This window comes from Acrocarpospora macrocephala (genome assembly GCF_009687865.1).
GTDB classification, from domain to species: Bacteria; Actinomycetota; Actinomycetes; order Streptosporangiales; family Streptosporangiaceae; genus Acrocarpospora; species Acrocarpospora macrocephala.
Map to the genome: position 1 here is coordinate 1 of NZ_BLAE01000067.1, position 16,361 is coordinate 16,361.

A 16,361-nucleotide genomic window follows, 5' to 3' on the forward strand; every position below is an offset into this window, starting at 1 on the left:
CGTCAATCCATCACCCGTGGCGCCTTGCCCGACCGATGTGAGGGCTCCGCCACTCGCAGCTCCTGCGTTCGCGCTTGTGGCGACAGCGTTTTGGGGGTTCCAAGCGGTGGCCGAGATCGGGGCGGCGCGGTGGGCGAGGGCGATAAGGCCGGGTAGGTCGCAAGTCGACTCGATCAGAGTGGCTAGGGACGGGATGGTCGTGGTGGCTTCGGTGTGGCGTTCGGCGGCGGGGATGAGGCCGAGGTGGCGGGATGGGGTGGTGGCGGCGGGGGTGCGGGGGATGGCGCCCAGGACCGGGAGGCCGGTGGATTCCAGGGATTCGCGGCAGACCTCCTCGTGGCGTGGGGAGCCTACGCGGTTCAGGATGATTCCGGCCAGGCGGACGCGGGTGTCGTACGAGGCGAAACCGTGGACGAGGGCGGCGACGGACTGGCCTTGGCCGGTGGCGTCGACGACGAGGATGACGGGGGCTTCGAGGAGGCGGGCGACGTGGGCGGTGGAGGCGAAGTCGGGGGTGCCGCGCATGCCGTCGTAGAGGCCCATGACGCCTTCGATGATCGCGATGTCGGCGTTGGCGGCGCCGTGCAGGAAGAGGGGGGCGATCAGGTCTTCGGAGGTGAGCCAGGGGTCGAGGTTGCGGCCGGGGCGGCCGGTGGCGAGGGCGTGGTAGCCGGGGTCGATGTAGTCGGGGCCGATCTTGTGCGGTGAGACGGCCAGGCCGCGCCGGACGAGGGCGGCCATCAAGCCGGTGGCGATGGTCGTTTTGCCCGCTCCTGAGGCGGGCGCGGCAATGACCAATCGCGGCATCGTCACCATTCGATGCCTCGCTGGCCCTTTTGGCCGGTGTCCATGGGGTGCTTGATCTTGGTCATTTCGGTGACCAGGTCGGCGATGGTGAGGAGGTCGGGGTGGGCGTTACGGCCGGTGATGATCACGTGTTGGGTGCCGGGGCGGGTGGTCAGGGTGGTGGTCACGTCCTCGATGTCGATCCAGCCCCAGTTGATGGGGTAGGTGAATTCGTCGAGGACGAGCAGGCGGTAGGTTTCCGAGGCGAGGTCGCGTTTGATCTGGTTCCAGCCTTCGCGGGCGTCGGCGGCGTGGTCGTCTTCGGTGCCGGCTTTCTTGATCCAGGACCAGCCTTCGCCCATTTTGTGCCAGGTGACGGGTGGGCCGAGCTCGCCGAGGGCGCGTAGGGCGGCTTCCTCGCCGATGCGCCATTTGGCGGACTTCACGAACTGGAACACGCCTATCGGCCAGCCCTGGTTCCAGGCGCGGAGGGCGAGCCCGAACGCGGCGGTGGATTTTCCCTTGCCGGGTCCGGTGTGGACGATCACGAGCGGCCGGTTGCGGCGTTGCCGTGTCGTGAGGCCGTCTTCGGGCACTTGGTCAGGCTTGCCCTGCGGCATGTGACCTCTCCTCGTGGTTCATGCGGCCAGCCGGGTGGCCCGGACCACCTGGGCCAGGCCGCCTTCGGCGAGCGCGTCCAGGCGAACGGGAAGCGCGCCGATCCGCATGGCCAGGTCGGTGGCGAGGCCGAGCCGGATCGGGCCGGATTCGCAGTCGACGACGACGGTGGTCACCTGGGTGAGCAGGGTGGCGGCCTGGCGGGGGTTCGGGCCGAAGGTCGCGCGGCCGTCGGTGACGATGACGAGCAGCGGGCGGCGGGCCGGGTCGCGGAGCCGTTCCACACGGAGCACGTCAGCGGCCTTGAGCAGGCCCGCCGCGAGCGGCGTCCGCCCTCCCGTGCGAAGATCGCGCATCCGCGCGGCTCCCGCCTCCACCGACGACGTCGGCGGCAACACCAGCTCCGCCGCCTCCCCCCGAAAAGTGATCAAACCGACCTTGTCCCTCCGCTGGTACGCATCGAGCAACAAACTCAACACGGCCGCTTTAACCGCCCCCATCCGCTTCCGCGCGGCCATCGACCCACTGGCGTCCACGGTGAACAGCACGAGGTTACCCTCACGGCCCTCACGAACGGCTTCCCGCAGATCAGCCTTCTCAATCCGCAGCCCACGACCTTCCACCCCACGCGACCGCTGACCCGAAGCCGCCTGAAGGTCAGCTTCCTTCACCCGCAACCCGGGACCTTCCACGCCACGCGACCGCTGCCCCGGAGCCGCTCCCTGAAGATCAGCCTCTTCCACCCGCAACCCGGGACTTTCCACCCCACGCGACCGCTGCCCCGGAGCCACCCCCTGAAGATCAGCCCTCTCCACCGGCAACCCGAAGTCCCCCGCACCACGCGACCGCTGATGCGGAGCGGCCGCCCGGAGGGTCGCCATCAGATGCACGCTCGTGACCCGCCCATCGGGCAGGCGGGATCCCGACGTCCGCCCATCCGGCGTGCGCGCCCGTGACCGCCGCCCCGGAACACCCATGCCGACCCCGGGAACAGTGAAAATCCTGGTCCGATAGGGCGCACCCGCCTCCGCGAATGCCCCTCCCTCCCCCAAACCCGCACTGCCTGGATCCGCCGATCTCAGAGTGTCCCCCTCCCGGCCCTCTGCTCCAGGTTGACCCGAACCCGTCCGCATTCCGGCGGAATCCGGTGGCCCGAACCCGTCCGACGGGCCCAAGTCCGTTGACGCGTCCGGCTCCCAGGAAGCCGATCCGGACATGCCCGACCCGCCCTCATCCTCTGACCCGGCCGCGCTGGGCTCGGCTCCGGCGTCACCGGACTCGGATGTGTTGATATTTCCGGGTTCGCCCTCACGTGCACGATCGTCGGGGTCGTCGTCCGGGTAATCGTCGAAATCGTTCAGGAGTTCGTCGAGCCTGGTCTCGTCCAGGCCTGGCGCGTCGAAGGGATCCCGGCGCCGCCGATGTGGCAGCGCGAGCCGTGCCGCCGCCCGCACATCCGCCGAAATCACCCGGGTACGCCCCTGCCAGGCAGCATGCGCCATCGCCGCATGAGCGGTGACGATATCCGCCCGCATGCCATCCACCTCAAACCCGGCGCAAACCGTCGCGATCTGCTTCAACGCCGCATCCGGCAACCTCACGCCGGGCAGAAGCGCACGAGCCCCGGCGATCCGCCGAGCGAGCTCCGCCTCCTCCGCCGACCACCGCGCGGCGAATCCTTCCGGATCGAGCTCATACGCGAGCCTCCGCCGGATGACCTCCGCCCGCTCCGCCGGATCCCGCGACGCCCGCGCCTCCACGGTGAGCCCGAACCGATCGAGCAACTGCGGCCGGAGCTCCCCCTCTTCGGGATTCATCGTCCCGGAGAGCAGGAACCTGGCCGCATGCCGCACCGACACCCCTTCCCGCTCGACATAGCACGTCCCAAGCGCGGCGGCGTCCAGAAGAAGATCGACAAGATGGTCGTGCAGCAGGTTGACCTCGTCCACGTACAAGATCCCCCGATGCGCCGCCGCCAGCAGCCCCGGCTCGAACGCCTTGACCCCTTCGGTCAGCGCCCGCTCAAGATCAAGCGACCCGGCCAGCCGGTCCTCGGACGCGCCGACCGGCAACTCGACCAGCCGCGCGGCCCGTACCAGCCCGGCACCCGAATGCGGCCCGTCCGGGCAGAAGGGATCAGGAGCGCTCGGATCGCAAGAGAACCGGCACTCCTCCGCCACCTCCACCGGCGGCAGCAGCGCGGCCAGCGCCCGCACGATGGTCGACTTGGCCGTGCCCTTCTCCCCCCGGACCAGGACGCCGCCCACGCGCGGCGACACCGCGTTGAGCACGAGCGCCAGTTTCAGATCCGCCAACCCAACAACCGCGCTAAACGGATACGTCACCGCAGATACGCCCTTTTCTCAAGACCGAAACCTCAGAAGGCTGGTCAAATGACGGAATCCACCACCGCTATCCCTCAAAACCACCCTCCGAAATAGCCGAAAAACCAGGAAAAATCCCTTCAGACCCTCGTGAAGCCCCCATCAAAGGTCCCCATTGTGGTAAGCGAAGGTTCCAGCGCCCATCGAATCCGCTCAATTCGACTCGGCCCAGCGGCGGAACGTCCACCCGCCAGTACGCGGCATCCGGCAGCCCCAGCGCCGACACCACCATCGCCCGGACGACCGCCGGATGAGTGACCGCCAGCGACCGCCCAGGCGGGAGCCCACCGAGCCACTCCCCCATCCGGGCGATCAGCCCGGCCACCGACTCACCACCGTGCGGCGCCGCGCCGGGATCGCTCAGCCAGGCCCGTACGCCCTCGGGCTCCTCCGCCGCCACCTCGGCGAACGTTCTCCCCCGCCATCGCCCGAGATCGCAGTCACGCAACCCCGGATCGGCGACCGCCGCCACGCCCAGCCACCGCGCCGTACCCAGGCAACGCTCCTCGGGCCCGGCCCGCCCCTCGCCCTTGACGACGTCCCCGGCTGCCGGGAGCTCCAGAACGTCGTCAGGGGACGGGAAGGCGGCGGCCCTGACGGCCGCCGTCCTGCCATGCGCGACCACGATCACCCGCGCCGCTCGCGCAGCCACGATCAGGCCGGTACGCCCTGCGGCGCCCCGGCCACCCGTTCACTGCGATGCCAGAGGTACGCGTACGAAACCCCCAGCACCCCCCACAACACGACCTGAGTCCCCAGCGACGAAACCCGGAAGTCCCACAGCAAGTCCGCCGGAAACCCCTCGGGAACCTCCGACACGACCGGCAGGAAGACCCACGCGGCCGTGACCGGGACAAGGAACCCCAACCCGGTCGCCAGCCACCGCACCGGTTCCCCGTTGACCTCGAAGATCCGGTGCGCGACCGCGGCGGCGGCCATCGCCAGCAACCCGATCGCAACCGCGACCAGGTAGAGCGACGTCCGCGATCCGATCGTCGCCGGATCCCCCACCGCAGGCGGATTAGCCGGATATTTCACGAACGGCACCAGGACAACGGCCACGAATCCGGCCGCCGCCAGGGTGATCGACAACACGCTCCCGGAGCGGGGCCCGATACGCCCCCGTACCAGGGCGAACGCGAGGCCGAACAGGCCGCCGACGGCGAGGCCGTACAAAGCGGTGGCGAGGAACAATCCCCCCACCTGGCCGCTTCTGCTGACGAGGGGAACCTCGGCATGGGTGTGCGCGGCGGCCTCTTCGAGGGCGATCGCGCTGTCGATGTGCGGCTCGCCGGCGAAGTAGGCGAAAACGCCCGCGGCGAGTCCTGCGATGATTCCGGCAAGCAGGCCCCGGACGAACAGCGGGCGGATCATCAGTGGCACGGAACGCCGAGCAGATGACGGCCGTCGTGCATGAGCTCGTGCAGGTAGTCACCCGCCTGGGAGATCGCCCCCTGGTCGAAGGTGACCAGATAGGCCACCAGCAGGAGAACGGGCACGGCCAGCGCCCACCAGGCCAGGTTGCGAAGCGGAATGGGCTGAACGTGCGGGGCTGAGAGCTGGCTCACGCCACGGTCCTCCTCCGGGATTACGCGTCCCTGTCGTCGGTCTGTGGCGGGTGGTGACCTGGCTCCCCTCATCGGGAGGGTTACAGTGGCGCGACCGCACCGGAGTTACACCGGATTTCCCTCACGCCGCCACAATTCACCGGGAACGTACCCCCGAACGGACAAACCCGTCAACCCGGCTATCCTTCGCCGGTGAGCGCGGCCACCAGGTCGGCGGCCGTCCTGCACCGGTCGAGCAGCTCGCCCACGTGGGCTTTCGTCCCGCGCAGCGGCTCCAGCGTGGGCACTCGCTGCAGCGACTCCCGCCCGGGAATGTCGAAGATCACAGAATCCCAGGACGCGGCGGCCACCGACTCGCTGTACTGCCGCAGGCAGCGCCCCCGGAAATAGGCCCGCGTATCGGTCGGCGGCGTCTCGATGGCGCGTTCGACGTCCTCTTCGGTCACCAGCCGCTGCATCCGCCCGCGAGCCACCAACCGGTTATACAGCCCTCGATCCGGGCGGATGTCCGCATACTGCAGGTCGACCAGCCCAAGCCGGGGATGCGACCAGGGCAGGTTGTCCCGCGTCCGGTACCCCTCCAGGAGCTCCAGCTTGGCCACCCAGTCGAGCTCGCGCGACAGCTGCATCGGATCCTCGGCCAGCCGGGTCAGCACCGACTCCCACCGGTTCAGCACGTCCTTGGTCATCTCATCCAGACCCGCGCCATACCGGTCCTCGACATACTTGCGGGCCTGCTCCAGATACTCCATCTGCAGCTGTACGGCCGTCATCTTGCGCCCGTTCCGCAGCGAGATCTCATACTTGCAGGTCGGATCATGCGAAACCGCCCGCAGCGCGGCGACCGGCGACTCCACGGAGAGATCGCTGGTGAGGAACCCGTCCTCGATCATCGCGAGCACCAGCGCGGTCGAACCCAGCTTCAGGTAAGTGGAAATCTCCGACATGTTGGCGTCGCCGATGATCACGTGGAGGCGGCGGTACTTCTCCGGGTCCGCGTGCGGCTCGTCCCGGGTGTTGATGATCGGCCGCTTCAGCGTCGTCTCCAGGCCGACCTCGACCTCGAAGAAGTCGGCGCGCTGGCTGATCTGGAACCCGTCGCCGCGGGAGTCCTGCCCGATCCCGACCTTCCCGGCGCCGCACACCACCTGCCGCGACACGAAGAACGGCGTCAGATGCCGGACGATGTCCGCGAACGGCGTGGCCCGCCGCATCAGGTAGTTCTCGTGGCAGCCGTAGGAGGCGCCCTTGCTGTCGGTGTTGTTCTTGTAGAGCTGGATGGGGGCGTTGCCCGGCATGCCCGACGCCCGGACGGCGGCGTCGTGCATCACCCGTTCGCCCGCCTTGTCCCAGATCACGGCCGCCCGGGGGTTGGTGCACTCGGGCGTGGAATACTCCGGATGGGCGTGATCCACATACAGCCGCGCGCCGTTGGTGAGGATCACGTTGGCCAGGCCCAGATCCTCGTCGGTCAGCTGGCTGGAGTCAGCCGCCTCCCTGGCCAGATCGAACCCGCGGGCGTCGCGCAGCGGGTTCTCCTCCTCGAAGTCCCACCGGGCCCGCCTGGCGCGCGCGGCCGACGCCGCGAGGTACGCGTTGACGACCTGCGAAGAGGTCACCATCGCGTTCGCCCCGGGCTGACCGGGCACGGCGATGCCGTACTCGGTCTCGATGCCCATCACCCGCCGTACCGTCATGCGCACCCCATGGCCGTCGTTCCGCCGTTTATATCCCGAGCCTAGCCCCTCTTCTATGCCCGGTTACCCGACAGTTACGGCAGAGAGCCGACTATTCGTTTCGTACGGGTCTCCGGCCACCGAGAATCCGGCGAAGCAAACGCTGGCCAGGACGGTCGATCAGCTTGTAAACGAGATACGCCAGCACTATAGATGCCGCCATTGTCAGCGCGGTGAGCAACCACGGGTTCAGCGTGTCGCGAAGGCCCGGGATGACCACGGCCGAGACATTCTGATGGAGCAGGTAGAGCGGGTACGTGAGCGCGCCCACCGTGGTGAGCGGAGCCCACTTGACCCAGCTCAGCCAGCCGAGGGCGACGGCCGCCATGAGCAGGAAGATGAGCGTGATCGCCACGATGACGGCCTCCGGCGGCGCCGGGAAGCGCTTCAGTCCGATGGCGTCCACCCGGCTCTGTACGCGCTCCAGGGCGGCGTAGACGGCGAAGGCGTACCCAACCAGGACGAAACCCCAGCGGGTCACTGAGGGGCCCACACGGTGGATCAGGTAGAACGCCATGCCGGCGATGAAGTACGGCGCCTGCCTGGGCATGACGATCTCGGTCAGCAGGTCGTTCTCGAGGTATTCGGCGACGACGACGAGGACCAGCCAGACCCACATGAACGCCATCGCGCGGCGCAGGTTGATGCCGATGATCACGATGATCGAGATCAGGAAGTAGAACTTCAGTTCGACCCAGAGCGACCAGAACACGCCTCCCGCGTGCAGGACGCCGAACGCCTCCTGGAACATCGAGAGGTTGATGAGGTAGTGGATGGGGTAGAGGTTGCCCTTGAAGCCGGTGACGTCGGTGTAGTTGTACAGGACGTACAGGGCGACGACGGTGAACCAGTAGGCCGGGTAGAGGCGGGAGATGCGGGAGACGGCGAACTTGCCGATGCTGCGGCCCCAGGCGCTCATCAGGATCACGAAGCCGCTGATCAGGAAGAAGAGCTCGACGCCGAGGATGCCCAGGGTGGTGACCCGGTTGACGGAGGCGAAGATCTCGGTGGGGTACTCGCCCCAGAGGGATCTGCTGGCGGCCATGTAGTGGAAAGCCATGACCGCGAACGCGGCGATGAATCGCAACAAGTCGAGTTCGACGAGCCTGGGTCCCCCGGCGACGGGCGGCTGCTCGGCGATCGGCGCCCGGGCGGGCGGCGGTGGCGGAGAAGCCGGCCGCCGTCTACGCCGCCTGGGCCTGGCCGGCGCCGCGGTCACGGACGAACTCCCAGCTCAGACACCGCGATCCCCCGTAAATGCGTCATGTTGGAATAACCCTTAGGCACAAAAATCCCACAGAGCGCTCAAGTATCACGCAAAACCGCGAACAGAGCTACCGGGGTTTCTCCCACCCACCCTCCCTTTTGATTGCCCTCGGGCTCCGCCCGACCCCGACACCCCCGTGGCTTCGCCAGCCCACCCGGCAGCCAGCCGGGCACCATTCGAGCGACCACGGAGACGACGGGGGCGGGCGGAGCCCGCGGCAAACCAAAGGGAGGGTGGGTGGGAGAACCACGTGATCATGGGACATGACGAAACGGCGCGAACCCGAGGGTTCGCGCCGTTTGGAGTGGTCTACAGGTATTGACCCGTGTTGGCCACAGTGTCGATCGAGCGTCCGGCTTCGGTGCCCTGCTTCCCTTGCACGAGCGTGCGGATGTACACGATCCGTTCGCCCTTCTTGCCGGAGATGCGAGCCCAGTCGTCCGGGTTCGTGGTGTTCGGCAGGTCCTCGTTCTCCCGGAACTCGTCCACGCAGGCGGCCATCAGATGCTGGATCCGCAGGCCCTTCTGCCCGGTCTCCAGGAACTGCTTGATCGCCATCTTCTTGCCCCGGTCGACGATGTTCTGGATCATCGCCCCTGAGTTGAAGTCCTTGAAGTACAGGACTTCCTTGTCCCCGTTCGCGTACGTCACCTCGAGGAACCTGTTCTCCTCGATCTCGGTGTACATCCGCTCGACCACCCGCTGGATCATCTCGGCGATCGTGCCCTCGCGGCTGCCGCCGTGCTCGGCCAGATCGTCGCCGTGCAGCGGCAGATCGGAGATGAGGTACTTCGAGAAGATGTCCTTCGCCGCCTCGGCGTCCGGCCGCTCGATCTTGATCTTGACGTCCAGGCGGCCGGGCCGCAGGATCGCCGGGTCGATCATGTCCTCGCGGTTGGAGGCGCCGATGACGATGACGTTCTCCAGGCCCTCGACGCCGTCGATCTCCGACAGCAGCTGGGGCACGATGGTGTTCTCGACGTCGGACGAGACGCCCGACCCACGAGTCCGGAAGATCGAGTCCATCTCGTCGAAGAACACGATCACCGGGGTGCCCTCGGAGGCCTTCTCCCGCGCCCGCTGGAAGACCAGGCGGATGTGCCGCTCGGTCTCGCCGACGTACTTGTTGAGAAGCTCGGGGCCCTTGATGTTGAGGAAGAAGCTCTTGCCCGACTGGCCGGTCTTCTCCGCGACCTGCTTGGCCAGGGAGTTGGCGACGGCCTTGGCGATGAGCGTCTTGCCGCAACCGGGCGGGCCGTACAGCAGCACGCCCTTCGGCGGGCGGAGCTTGTGCTCCCTGAACAGGTCGGCGTGCAGGTAGGGCAGCTCGATCGCGTCCCTGATCTGCTCGATCTGGCCGCGCAGGCCGCCGATCTCGTCGTAGGAGATGTCGGGGACCTCTTCGAGGACCAGTTCCTCCACCTCGGACTTCGGAATCCGCTCGTACACATAACCCGAGCGCGGCTCCAGCAGCAGCGAGTCGCCCGACCTGATCGGCTGGTCCAGCAGCGATTCGGCCAGTTTGACCACGCGCTCCTCGTCGGCGTGCGAGATGACCAGGGCGCGCTGGCCGTCCTCAAGGAGCTCCTTGAGCATGACGATCTCGCCGACGTCCTCGAAGCCGAGGGCCTCGACCACGTTGAGCGCCTCGTTGAGCATGACCTCCTGGCCACGCTTGAGCGAGTCGACGTCCACGGCGGGGCTGACGTTCACCCGGAGCTTGCGCCCGCCGGTGAACACCTCGATCGTGCCGTCTTCTCTGCTCTCGAGGAAGACGCCGAAGCCGGACGGCGGCTGCGCCAGCCGGTCGACTTCCTCCTTGAGGGCGACGATCTGGTCCCTGGCCTCCTTGAGGGTGGAGACCAGCCGTTCGTTCTGGCTGGTGAGGGCGGCCACCTGGGCCTGCACGTCGTGAAGCCGCTCTTCGAGAACCCTGGCCTGCCGGGGGGACTCGGCGAGTTTGCGACGCAGCGCGGTGATCTCCTCCTGAAGGAAGGAGACCTGAGTTGTGAGGTCAGTGACCTCCCGTTCGCGCTGCGCGGCCCGAGCCTCAGCGTCATCGCGAGCTGCCACGCCCGTCACCTCCTTCCATTCGAGGAAAGACTACTCAAGTCACTACCAATCTGACGGCCTTAAAAAACGTAGCCGACTGGTGTTCGTCTCGTTACGTTGAGTGCCTGGTGATTTGGTGCCTTTTCGACTGGTTCATAGACGTGAGCACATCGAACACATGGTTTGTTCCCCGTGTCACGCCACTTTGCCGGTTCGCCGCTAAATCGTCACTGACCTTCGGTTCCCTCCCCGTACGCACCCTTGGACGGGCGCCTGCGTCGCGGCGGCGGCGTGACGCCGTCCGCCATGCGGCGGGCGGTGACAAGGAACCCGGTGTGGCCGACCATCCGATGGTCGGGCCGGACCGCGAGCCCTTCGACATGCCAGTCGCGAACCAAGGTCTCCCACGCATGGGGCTCGGTGAAACTCCCGTGCTCCCTGATGGTCTCCACCGTCTTGGACAACTGCGTCGTTGTCGCCACATAACAGCAGATAACACCACCGGGGGTGAGGGCCCGGGCGGAGGCGTCGACGCACTCCCAGGGCGCGAGCATGTCCAAGATGATCCGGTCCACGTCGGTCTCGTCCAGCGCCTCCACGAAGTCGCCGACCACCAGCCGCCACTGCTTCATCTCGCCGCCGTAGAACTTCTCCACGTTCTTGGTGGCGATCTCGGCGAAGTCGGCCCGCCGCTCGTAGGAGGTGAGCGAGCCCTCCGTGCCCACCGCCCGGAGCAGGAAGCAGCTGAGCGCGCCCGAGCCGACCCCGGCCTCGACCACCTTCGCGCCCGGGAAGACGTCGGCCATGGCGATGATCTGACCGCAGTCCTTGGGATAGATCACGGCCGCGCCGCGCGGCATGGCCAGGGTGTAGTCCTGGAGCAGGTGACGGAACGCCAGATACTGGGTGCCTCCCGACGAGCGCACCACCGATCCCTCCGGCTGTCCGATCAGGTCGGTATGCGGAATCCAGCCCTTGTGCGTGTGGAAGACCCCATCAGCCTTCAGCGTCAGCGTGTGCCGCTTGTTCTTGGGGTCGGTGAGCTGAACTTGATCCCCGGCCTGAAACGGGCCGTGCCTGCGAAAACCCATGCCGCAAGGCTATCTTCGTTCGACTGGTACGGCTCCTGCGTACAAACCGCCCAAGGAGGCGCTAAGTCGACTCGCCGGAATGCCCTCGTCCCTGGTAGGTAAGGGTTCATGCTCCCCCGTGAAACCATCCCCGCCGGCCCCGTCAACCTCCGCCCGCCGCTGGACGCGGACATGGACGCCGTGGCCCGCGCCTGTGCCGACCCGGAGATCGCGCGATTCATCCCGCTCGTTCCGGTGCCGTACACGCGGGCCGACGCCCTGTTCTGGAAGAACAAGCTGGCCGAGCAGGCCTGGGCGGAGGACGGCGCGGACTTCGTGATGGCCGACCCGGTCACCGACGAGCCGCAGGGCGTGATCGGGGTCAAGCCGCCGGACCGGTTCGGGAACGTGGAGGTCGGCTACTGGGTGGCGCCCTGGGCGCGCGGGAAGGGCATCGCCACGGCGGCCACGCGGGCGATCTCGGCGTGGCGTTTCGCTCAGGGCGCACAACGTCTGGACCTGCTGACCGACATCGAGAACCTCGGCTCCCAGAAGGTGGCGATGGCGTCCGGTTTCGCCCGGGAGGGCATCCGGCGCGGCGCCGCCAGCCGGCGCGACGGTTCCCGCTGCGACATGGTGGCCTTCGCCCGGCTCGCCACCGACTCCGGCGACCCGATCCGGCCGTACCTGCCGGACTTTCCGGGCGGCGAGCTCACCGACGGCGTGATCCGGCTGGTACGGCTCGCGCCCGCCGACACCGACGACTACCACCGCATGATGGACGACCCCGAGGTCATGGCCCACCACGTGCCCCCCGGCCGCCCCGGCTACGCCGACGTCGCGCTCCGCTGCCGCAACGCGGGCTACCGCTGGCTGGCCGCGGAACAGGCCGAGATCACGATCAGGGACGCGGCCACGGACGCCTTCGCGGGCGACATCCAGCTCTCGCACGTGATCCCGACCCTCGGCGAGGCCATGACCGGCTACAGCCTGCTGCCCGAATACCGGGGGCGCGGCTACGTGACCCGCGCGGTCGAGCTGCTGGTGGAGTGGGTCTTCGCCCACACCGCGATCCATCGGGTGATCGCCGGGACGACGCCCACGAACACCGCGTCCCATCGCGTGCTGGAACGCGCGGGTTTCACCCGGGAGGGCGTGGCGAAGGAGCTCCTGCCCGGGCCCGACGGCACCCGCCTCGACGACGTCCGCTGGGTCAGGATTCGCTCCTGAGCTTGGCGAACGCGGCGTCGGTGCGCTGCAGGGCCCGGTCGATCTCGTCGTCGGTGTGCGCCGTGGACAGGAACCAGTTGTGCCACGGGTGCAGGTAGACGCCCTCGGCCAGGCAGGCGGCCGCCCAGGCGACGCCCTGCGCCAGGGTCTCGTCGCCCTCGAACGACAGCCACGGGATCTGTACGGGCCCGGTCTGGTTGATCACGAAGCCGTGTGACGCGGCCTGGGCGGCCAGGCCCGCCCGGAGGCGGTCGCCCGCGCGTTCCATCAGCGCGACGCCGCCGGTGTCCCGGAGGATCTCGATGGTGGCCTTGGCGGCGGCCATGGCGCTCGCGGAGAACCAGAAGGAGCCGGTCGAGTAGAGGGTCTGGGCCGGGCCGCGCAGCGCGTCCACGCCCGTCACAGCGGCGATGGGATGGCCGTTGGCCATGGCCTTGCTCCAGGCCGACAGATCCGGCCGCACCCCGAACCCCTCCCACGACCCGCGCAGGTCCAGCCGCCACCCCGCCCGCACCTCGTCGATCACCAGCGCCGCCCCGAGCCGATCGGCCAGCGCCCGTACGCCCCTGGCGAACTCCGCCTCCGCGAACGCCTGATCCTCGAACGAGTCATGCTTGAACGGCGTGACCAGGATCGCGGCCACGTCCCCCACCGCCGCCGCGGCCTCGGCACTGGCCAGATCGTTGTACGTGAACTCCACGTTGTCGGCCCGCTGGTTGGGCGTGACCCCCGACAACCCGGGCGTACACCACGGATCGGCCCCGTGGTAGGCCCCGTGCGCCACCAGCACCTTGGTACGCCCGGTCGCCGCCCTGGCCACCATCAGCGCCTGCGTGGTCGCGTCGGTCCCGTTCTTCGAGAACATGGCCCAGTCGGCGGCCGGAATGGACTCCACCAGCAACTCGGCCAGCTCCACCATGATCGGCCCAGGCCCGTTCAGGCAGTCCCCCCGCGCCTGCTGCGCCGCGGCGGCCTCCTCCACGACCGGATTCCGGTGCCCCACGATCATCGGCCCCCAGCTGCACATGAGATCGATGAACTCCCGCCCGTCCGCGTCCCACTGCCGGGCCCCCTCCGCCCGCACGAAGAACTGCGGGTACGTCTCCCCATGCAGCACGGCGTTGAGATGCCCGTACATCCCACCCGGAATGACCTTGGCGGCCCGCGCCCGCAACTCCGCGTCCATCGACATGAAGATCCTCGCATCCAATCGAGCTGGTGACGGGGCCAACCGAATGGCAGGCCACCGGGTTACTCGCCGCTATCCGGCGCCGTCTGCCATCGCACTCCCTCTCGCCGCACCGGCGCCAGAAGAGCCTGGCGGCGCTCCGCCGGGATTCTTAGTCAGACAGTGTGTTCGGGGCGTCGTCCGGACCCGCATCCAAGCCTGAACCTCCGGCGTCGGACTGTGCCTTCAAGGCTTTGTCCGGACCAGCATCCAAGCCTGAAGCTCCTGCGTCGGACAGTGCGTTCAGGGCGTCGTCTGGACCCGCGCCCAAGCCTGAACCTCCGGCCTCGGACAGTGCCTTCAAGGCTTTGTCCGGACCAGCATCCAAGCCTGAACCTCCGGCGTCGGACAGTGCCTTCAAGGCTTTGTCCGGACCTGCGTCCAAGCCTGGGCCTCCGGCGTCGGACAGTAAGTTTCGGGCGTCCTTCAAGCCCGCGTCGGAGCCGAGGCCTCCGGCGACGCGGGCGGCGACCGTGGTGCCGAGTTCGGCGGCGGCGATGACGGAGCGGCCGTTGGTGAGAGCGGCGATGAAGCCCGCGCAGTAGGCGTCTCCGCAGCCGGTGGTGTCGACGACCTCGATGTCCAGGGCGGGGATGTGGGTGGTGCCCTCGGCGGTGGCGACCAGGCTGCCATGGGCGCCCAGGGTGATGAGTGCGGCGGTCAGGCCTTCGGCGAGGAGGGCGGTGGCGGCCTCCTCGACGGTGGCGGCACCGGTGATCATGAGGGCTTGTTCCTCGTTGGGGAGGAAGTAGTCCAGGTGCGGGAGGAAGACCTTCGCGGCGGGCATCAGGTCGGGCATGTTGGACAGCAGGTCCATGGTGATGATCGTGCCGCCCGCGCGGGCTTCGTCGAGTAACGCGAAGAAGGCTGGATCATGAAGGCCCCAGCTCGCGTCCATGCCGCCCAGATGGACCAGTTTCGCGCCAAGGACCCGGGCCGGGTCAAGATCGGCGAGCGCGAAGCCGAGGTTGGCGCCGGGAACGTGGAAGGAAGGGCGGCCGCCATCCGGACGGATCGGGAGGATCGAGGCGGCGGTCTGCTCGCCGGACTTTCGCGCCACGCCCGCCACATCGACGCCATGTCTGGCCATAATCATCAGTAGGAAGTCGCCGAGTTCGTCGTCGCCGACCGCTCCCGCGGAGGCGACGGGGACGCCGAGCCTGGCGAGATCGACCGCCGTGCCCGCGGCGGCCCCGGCGGCCGTGATCCGGACCTGCTCCACCAGATGCGTGTCCTGGCCGGCCGGAATGGACTCCACCGGGCGCGCCAGCACGTCCACGATATGGACGCCTAGGGTGAGGACGGTCATGCCCTGGATAATAGACGGGCGTCCGACTAAAATGTCAACAGCCGGTTTGATCGGGGGAATCATGCCAAAGATCGTGAATCACGAGGAGCGCCGCCAGGAAGTCGTGGCGGCCGCGCGACGCATCATCCTGCGCGACGGCATCGAGGCGGCCACCACCCGCGCTATCGCCAAGGAAGCCGGGTACTCCAACGGCGTCCTCACCCACTATTTCACCGACAAGGACGACATCCTCCTGTCGGCCCTCCAGTCCTCGCACCGCCGCATCACCGCCCGCCTGACGGCCAAACTCGCCGGCCGCACCGGCCTGACCGCCCTCCGCGAGGTCCTCCTCGACAACCTCCCCCTCGACGAGGAACGCGTCCAGGAAACCGGCCTGGAGATCGGCTTCTGGGCCCGCAGCATCAGCTCCCCCGCCCTCCTCCAGGTCCAGCGCGAAGAGGCCGCCGACCTCCGCCGCCTCATCCGCACCCTCCTCCAGTCAGCCCGCGACACCGGCGAACTGACCACCCAGGACAACCTCGACGACATCACCGAACGCCTCCTGGCCCTGGTAGACGGCCTCAGCGTCCACCGCCTCCTCTACCCCGCCGACAACACCCGCATGGAACGCATCATGCAATCCGAACTAGACCGCCTTACTCACGGCCACGCCTCCGACTCGGCGAACCCAGCCGCTCCTTAACCCGTGCCTCCCCTCTCCACTCCGACCACCCCACGACCAGCGCCCTTCACTCCAAACACAGGTGCGGCTGCACCCATGGCCACGCCTCCGGCACGGCGAGCCCAGCCGCTCCTTAACCCGTGCCTTCCCCCGCCACTCCGACCACCCCACGACCAGCGCCCTTCACTCCAAACACAGGTGCGGCTGAATCCATGACCGCGCTTCCGGCACGGCGGGCTCGGCACATACGGACTAAGGGGCGGCGATTGCCGCCTTGATGGCGGCCGAGGTTGGGGTGAGGGTGAACGCAAGCGATCGCAAAGGCCCGGGTGGAAGGACCAGGGCCACGGCCCTTGATGGCGACCGAGGTTGGGGTGAGGGCGAACCCAAGCGATCGCAAAGGCCCGGGTGGAAGGACCACGGCTACGGCGGGGAGGGGCGGAGCCCCAATA

14 protein-coding genes and 1 riboswitch are annotated in these 16,361 nt (G+C 68.2%); of the genes, 2 read left to right on the top strand and 12 right to left on the bottom strand.

Going from position 1 to position 16,361, the window contains the following annotated elements:
* From Amac_RS42380 to Amac_RS42425, 10 genes are all read right to left on the bottom strand, one after another.
* On the bottom strand, positions 1 to 816 hold an 816-nt coding region (locus tag Amac_RS42380; RefSeq protein WP_155360093.1), incomplete at its 3' end, for a cobyrinic acid a,c-diamide synthase CobB.
* On the bottom strand, positions 810 to 1,406 hold the full coding sequence (gene cobO / locus Amac_RS42385) for a cob(I)yrinic acid a,c-diamide adenosyltransferase (protein ID WP_155360094.1): 597 nt from the start codon (positions 1,404 to 1,406) through the stop codon (positions 810 to 812). The genes cobO and Amac_RS42380, both read right to left, overlap by 7 nt.
* 18 nt (positions 1,407 to 1,424) lie before the next feature.
* Positions 1,425 to 3,719 carry a VWA domain-containing protein gene (locus Amac_RS42390; RefSeq protein ID WP_170322941.1) on the bottom strand — a complete coding sequence of 765 codons (2,295 nt, stop codon included), beginning with the start codon at positions 3,717 to 3,719 and terminating at the stop codon, positions 1,425 to 1,427.
* A 97-nt stretch (positions 3,720 to 3,816) separates the two neighbouring features.
* Positions 3,817 to 4,440, bottom strand: a complete 624-nt coding sequence (locus tag Amac_RS42395) for a histidine phosphatase family protein (protein ID WP_155360096.1) — start codon at positions 4,438 to 4,440, stop codon at positions 3,817 to 3,819.
* 2 nt (positions 4,441 to 4,442) lie between these two features.
* On the bottom strand, positions 4,443 to 5,162 hold the full coding sequence (locus tag Amac_RS42400; RefSeq protein ID WP_155360097.1) for a CbtA family protein: 720 nt from the start codon (positions 5,160 to 5,162) through the stop codon (positions 4,443 to 4,445).
* Complete coding sequence (locus tag Amac_RS42405; RefSeq protein WP_170317135.1) at positions 5,162 to 5,356, bottom strand: CbtB domain-containing protein; 195 nt, start codon at positions 5,354 to 5,356, stop codon at positions 5,162 to 5,164. The genes Amac_RS42400 and Amac_RS42405 overlap by 1 nt, the downstream gene beginning before the upstream one ends.
* 31 nt (positions 5,357 to 5,387) lie before the next feature.
* A riboswitch (cobalamin riboswitch) is annotated at positions 5,388 to 5,502 on the bottom strand.
* Between the two features lie 33 nt (positions 5,503 to 5,535).
* Positions 5,536 to 7,053 (bottom strand): depupylase/deamidase Dop, encoded by a 1,518-nt coding sequence (gene dop / locus Amac_RS42410; protein ID WP_155360099.1) that lies wholly within the window; start codon positions 7,051 to 7,053, stop codon positions 5,536 to 5,538.
* Between the two features lie 91 nt (positions 7,054 to 7,144).
* Positions 7,145 to 8,311: an acyltransferase family protein gene (locus tag Amac_RS42415; protein WP_246269057.1), complete on the bottom strand. Its 1,167-nt coding sequence runs from the start codon at positions 8,309 to 8,311 to the stop codon at positions 7,145 to 7,147.
* A 357-nt stretch (positions 8,312 to 8,668) separates the two neighbouring features.
* Complete coding sequence (gene arc, locus Amac_RS42420; protein WP_218041628.1) at positions 8,669 to 10,441, bottom strand: proteasome ATPase; 1,773 nt, start codon at positions 10,439 to 10,441, stop codon at positions 8,669 to 8,671.
* 197 nt (positions 10,442 to 10,638) lie between these two features.
* Positions 10,639 to 11,502 (bottom strand): tRNA (adenine-N1)-methyltransferase, encoded by an 864-nt coding sequence (locus Amac_RS42425; protein ID WP_155360101.1) that lies wholly within the window; start codon positions 11,500 to 11,502, stop codon positions 10,639 to 10,641.
* A gap of 108 nt (positions 11,503 to 11,610) precedes the next feature.
* Here Amac_RS42425 and Amac_RS42430 point away from each other — a divergent pair, with 108 nt between their 5' ends.
* A complete protein-coding gene (locus tag Amac_RS42430) occupies positions 11,611 to 12,711 on the top strand; it encodes a GNAT family N-acetyltransferase (RefSeq protein WP_155360102.1) in 1,101 nt (366 codons plus the stop codon).
* Here the strand turns inward: Amac_RS42430 and Amac_RS42435 are convergent.
* Both Amac_RS42435 and Amac_RS42440 read right to left on the bottom strand, forming a co-directional pair.
* Entirely contained in the window at positions 12,695 to 13,903 is a 1,209-nt protein-coding gene (locus Amac_RS42435; RefSeq protein ID WP_155360103.1) for an aminotransferase class III-fold pyridoxal phosphate-dependent enzyme, read from the bottom strand. The two genes, Amac_RS42430 and Amac_RS42435, sit on opposite strands and share 17 nt — an antisense overlap.
* 148 nt (positions 13,904 to 14,051) lie before the next feature.
* Positions 14,052 to 15,248 carry a carbohydrate kinase family protein gene (locus Amac_RS42440; protein WP_155360104.1) on the bottom strand — a complete coding sequence of 399 codons (1,197 nt, stop codon included), beginning with the start codon at positions 15,246 to 15,248 and terminating at the stop codon, positions 14,052 to 14,054.
* A gap of 61 nt (positions 15,249 to 15,309) precedes the next feature.
* On the opposite strand from Amac_RS42440, the gene Amac_RS42445 reads away from it, so the two are divergent.
* Entirely contained in the window at positions 15,310 to 15,930 is a 621-nt protein-coding gene (locus tag Amac_RS42445; protein WP_155360105.1) for a TetR/AcrR family transcriptional regulator, read from the top strand.
* Positions 15,931 to 16,361 lie beyond the last annotated feature (431 nt).